The 4,875-nt window shown below is 70.0% G+C and carries 4 protein-coding genes; 3 read left to right on the forward strand and 1 reads right to left on the reverse strand.

Going from position 1 to position 4,875, the window contains the following annotated elements; translation table 11 throughout:
* On the forward strand, positions 1-645 hold a 645-nt coding region (locus tag CCN39_RS45885), incomplete at its 5' end, for a ClpB D2-like domain containing protein (RefSeq protein ID WP_143264425.1).
* A gap of 70 nt (positions 646-715) precedes the next feature.
* Here CCN39_RS45885 and CCN39_RS45890 read toward each other — a convergent pair.
* Positions 716-2,677: a BTAD domain-containing putative transcriptional regulator gene (locus tag CCN39_RS45890; RefSeq protein ID WP_086853249.1), complete on the reverse strand. Its 1,962-nt coding sequence runs from the start codon at positions 2,675-2,677 to the stop codon at positions 716-718.
* Positions 2,678-2,904: 227 nt separating this feature from the next.
* On the opposite strand from CCN39_RS45890, the gene CCN39_RS51390 reads away from it, so the two are divergent.
* Both CCN39_RS51390 and CCN39_RS45900 read left to right on the forward strand, forming a co-directional pair.
* Complete coding sequence (locus tag CCN39_RS51390) at positions 2,905-3,660, forward strand: helix-turn-helix transcriptional regulator (RefSeq protein ID WP_208630673.1); 756 nt, start codon at positions 2,905-2,907, stop codon at positions 3,658-3,660.
* Positions 3,661-3,770: 110 nt separating this feature from the next.
* Positions 3,771-4,875: macrolide family glycosyltransferase (locus CCN39_RS45900; RefSeq protein ID WP_086853251.1), on the forward strand; the 1,105-nt coding region annotated here is incomplete at its 3' end.

The raw sequence follows: 4,875 nt of genomic DNA on the forward strand, positions 1-4,875 counted from the left end.
ACGCTGCTGCAGGTGCTGGAGGACGGGCGCCTGACCGACGGTCAGGGCCGCACGGTCGACTTCAAGAACACCGTCCTCATCTTCACGTCCAACCTGGGCACCTCGGACATCTCCAAGTCCGTCTCGCTCGGGTTCGCCGGGTCCAACGACACCGGCACCCGGTACGAGAAGATGAAGCAGAAGGTCAACGAGGAAATGAAGAAGCATTTCCGCCCGGAGTTCCTGAACCGGATCGATGACATCATCGTGTTCCACCAGCTGACCCAGGAACAGATCATCATGATGGTCGACCTGATGATCGGCCGCGTGGAGACCCAGCTCAAGGCCAAGGACATGGAGCTGGAACTCACCGCCAAGGCCAAGGCGTTGCTGGCCAAGCGCGGGTTCGACCCCGTGCTCGGTGCGCGGCCGCTGCGCCGCACCATCCAGCGCGAGATCGAAGACCAGCTCTCGGAGAAGATCCTCTTCGGCGAGGTCGAACCGGGCCAGATCATCCTGGTCGACGTCGAAGGCTGGAGCGGCAACCCCGAAGACAAGGACGACCAGGCCCGCTTCACCTTCCGCGGTGAGCGCAAGCCGCACCACCTGCCCAACTCCCCCGCCGACATCGTGACCTCGGCCGACCCGGGCGGTGACCCGGCCTGACGGATCCGTTCGCCGGCAAGGCGATCGGGAGCGGCGCCGGAACTCACCGGCGCCGCTCCCGGCTACCGTCTCAGCGGCACGGTCTGACCCGGCTCCGCCGGTTCGCCGGGGCCGGGCCGTCGCCCGGCTCCTGACCCGGTCCGCGCGGCTGGTCCAGTGATCGAGCGAACCGGCGGAGCAGGACGTGCAGCCGGTAACGGCCCGCGCCGGGTTGCTCGACGAGGTGCTCGTCCGTCAGGTGTTCCAGCACGGCATCCATGTCGGCGGGCGACATCCCGGCCAGCGTCGCGGCCGAAGTGCAGGTGAACGTCTCCGGGCACCGGCCGAGCTGCCGGAACACGGACTGGGCGGGGGCAGGCAACCGCTCGTAGGAGAGTAGGAAGCTGGCCGACAGGTCCTGGTCGCCCGCCTTGAGGTGGCCGATCGGGTCGAATCCGTCCCGCAGGCGCCCGGCCAGGTAGCCGACAGTCCACTTCGGCCTGTTGTTCAGCTGCATGGCCGCGATCCGCAGCGCCAGCGGCAACTGGCCGCACAGCTGCGCAAGCTCCCGCAGCGCCTGGTCACCCGCTCCCCTGCCGTCCCCGATCATCTGCGCCAGCAGCAGGGTCGCTTCCGCGTCGGTCAGCACGTCGACCGAGACGTGGTGCGCCTCGTCGAGGCCGCCGAGCCGGCGGCGGCTGGTCGCGACGGCGAAGCAGCCGGGTGTCGCCGGCAGCAAGGGGCGCACCTGGGCCTCCGTCGCGGCGTTGTCCAGCACGATCAGCGTGCGCGTTCCGGCGAGCCTGCTGCGGTAGAGGGCGGCTCGTTCAGCCAGTCCGGGCGGGATGACCTGCGCGGACGCGCCCAGCGCCAGCAGCAGGTTCTCCAGCACGACGGCCGGGTCCTCGACGCGTTCGCGGGCCGAATGGCCACGCAGGTTCACGTACAGCTGACCGTCCGGGAACCGGTCGGCCAGCCGGTGGGCGGCGTGCAGGGCCAGCGCGGTCTTGCCGACGCCCGGCATGCCGTCGATCACGACACCGATGCGGCCGTCACCGTTCGCCGCGAGGGCTTCGATCCCGGCGAGCAGGTCGGCCCGGCCGGTGAACCGCCAGACGTCGACGGGAAGCTGCCGGGGCACCAGGACGTCCGTGCCGGTGAAGGTGGCGCGGTCGCGGTGCGCCGGGTTCGACGGCGCCGGGTGGACCGGCTCGCCGACACCCCGGGCCGAAGCGCAGAGCACGGTGTCCAGTTCACTGTCGTGCCGGAGGATCCGGCCGTGCAGCGCCCTGATCGAAGCCCCCGGTTCCAGGCCGAGCTCGCCGCTCAGCCGTTCGTACAGGGTCTGGTAGGCGTCCAGCGCATCGGCCGAGCGGCCGCAGCGGTACAGCGCCAGCATGAAGCAGAACCACGCGCGTTCCCGGATCTGCCGGCCCCCGACCAGCGCCCGCATCGACGTGATCACCCGGTCGGGCCGCCCGCGGTCGAGGTCGACCTCGGCCGACAGTTCCAGTGCGGACAGCCGCTGCTCTTCCAGCCGGTCGGCCGCGACGCCCACCCCGGCGGTGCTCGGCACGTCGGCGTAGGCGGACCCGCGCCACAGCGCCAGCGCCTGCTGGAGCAGGCCGGCCGCGAGGTCGAGGTCGCCGGCCCGGTGCGCGTCCTGCGCGCGGTCCACCCGGTCGGTGAACACCGCGATATCGGTGCCGGATTCCGGGACCACCAGCTGATAACCGGGTTCCCGGGTCTCCAGCACCACGCTCTCCGCGCACTGCAATTGGCGGCGCAATCGCATCACGTATCCGTGCAATTGATTGAGCGCACCCTTCGGCGGAGCACCGCCCCACAATTCCGCAATGATATGGTCCGCCGACACGACTTTGTTGACATTGACGAGCAGAATGGCGAGCAACGCCCGCAGTTTGGGGGTGCGCACACCGACCCACTCCGAGCCGCCGCGAATGTCGAGCGCCCCAAGGGCACGCAGGAACACACCCTCACCCCCACCGTACAGCGAGCGTACAGCGCTCGCACAGCCCCCACCCAGCGACACACACTATCTTAGCGAGAGGACAAGGGGGTCCACCTGCTGACACCGCCTACCGGACGCTGGGGCGAAACCGACACGAAGGCGGCATCGAGAGCAACTGGGGGAACACGATGACCGAAGTGATGAACCATCCGGTTCACGAACTGTACGACGATCGGCACAGCCGATTCGGCGAGCCGGCCGAAAGCACACAGCGTGACACGACTTCCACCGTCAGCCAGCATTCCGAGGTGGAACACGCGCTCGACCGGGCGCAGCAAATGCTCGACGTCGCGTTGAGCACCTATCAGACCCGGTTGGCCTACCCGTCACCCGCCGCGGAATCCTATTCGAGCGACGAAAAACTGGAACCGATTCTCGACTGGTTCGTGCGCCGTTCGCGCACCAGACCGGTGCGGCTGGCCACCGTGCTGAGCCACCGGCCGAAGATCGAGCTGCAACCGGCGCTGCTGCGCCGGCTCGGCCCCTGGCCGACGGGCAACACGGTCCAGGCCCTGTCACCCCCGGGAGAGGTCCTCGCCCCGGACGGCACCGCCCGCCCCGACGGCCTGGACGCCCGCACCGCCGAAGTCCGCGTGTTCCAGCGCAAACTGCCCGACCTGACCATCCTGGACCGGCAGGTGGCGATCCTGCGCACCACGGCGGCCTACGGCCGGCCGAGGATCTTCGCGGTGCACAGCCCGGAAATCGTCCGCGGGTTCTGCGCCCTGTACGACGTCGTCTGGGCCGAAGCGGTCGAGCTGCACAAGTTCCGCCCGCACGGGATCAAGCCGGACAACGAGATGACCGCGAAGGTCCTCACCCTGCTCGGCAACGGCTGCAAGGACGAGGCGGCCGCCCGGCAGCTGGGCCTGTCGGTGCGCACCTACCGCAGGCACGTCGCCGACCTGATGACGAGGCTCCACGTGTCCTGCCGGTTCCAGGCCGGCGTCCAGGCCGTCCGGCTGGGCCTCATCAGCGAGGAGCCGGGAATCCGGTCCGCCTGACCGGCGCACTACTTGACCTTCGATGTCAAGCTGCACTATAACGATCCGGGACACCCGGCAGTGCGCGCTGTCCGCCGCTGCCGGGTGGTGGCCGATCGAGGGGCGGCGCAGTGTCGAGGCATTTCCTGTTCATCGGTGTGCCGGACCGCGGCCACCTCCTGCCGCACCTGGTCGTCGGCAAGGAACTGGCCAGGCGGGGGCACCGCGTCGATTTCGTCACCACCGGCCAGTTCGCCGGCCTGGTGGAGTCCTACGGGCTCACTCCGCTGCGGTACGACCCGGTGTGCGAGGACTTTCCTTGCGGGGCCGCCGAACCCGGCTCCGCCGACGCGGCGGCGATGCTCGTCGGCTGGGTCGACGATTCCGAGGCCGTGATCGAGGCGGTCGAGTCGGCCTACGGTGACAACCGGCCGGATCTGATCGCCTACGACTTCAGCAGCGGGACGGCCGGCCGGATCCTGGAACGCAAATGGGGCTTGCCGGCGACCCAGCTCTGCACGGTGTTCGCGCAGGACGGGGAAGCCGGCTGCGCGCACGCGTTCGGCGGCGAGCCGGACGCGCGGCGGTGGGCCGAGCTGCGGCCGTGGGCGGACCGGGTCGAGGCGCTGCTGGCCAAGCACGGGCTCGACACCCCGTTCGCCACCTTCGTGGACGTGGTCCAGGACTGCACTCTGGTGTACGTGCCGAAGGCCCTGCAGCCCGCGGCCGAGCGCTTCGACGAGCGGTTCGTGTTCGTCGGCCCGTGCGTCGACCGCCGGGACACCCTCACCAGCTGGGAGGAACGCACCAACGGCCGGCCATTGGTGCTCGTCTCGCTCGACACGCCGGAAAGCCGGGACACCGCGTTGCTCCGCACCTGCATCCGCGCGTTCGGCAACGCACCGGTCCACGTGGTCCTGACGGTCGGCGACGGCATCGAGGTGACCGCGCTCGGCGAGCTGCCCCCGAACATCGAGACGTACCGGTGGGTTTCGCACGCGGCCGTGCTCGGCCACGCCAGTGCGGTGGTCACCCGCGGCGGGCTCTCCAGCGTGACGGACGCGCTGAGCGCCGCGGTCCCGGTGGTCGCCGTTCCGGGCGGCCCGGTGGCCCGGATGACGGGGATCCAGGTGGAGAAACTCGGGCTGGGCCGCACGTTGCCGGAGAACGGGTTCGACGCGGACCAGTTGCGCGACACGGTGCTGAGCCTGATCGGGGACCAGGAGGTCGCCCGCC

Source organism: Amycolatopsis kentuckyensis (assembly GCF_002155975.1).
In the GTDB taxonomy this organism is placed as follows: Bacteria; Actinomycetota; Actinomycetes; order Mycobacteriales; family Pseudonocardiaceae; genus Amycolatopsis; species Amycolatopsis kentuckyensis.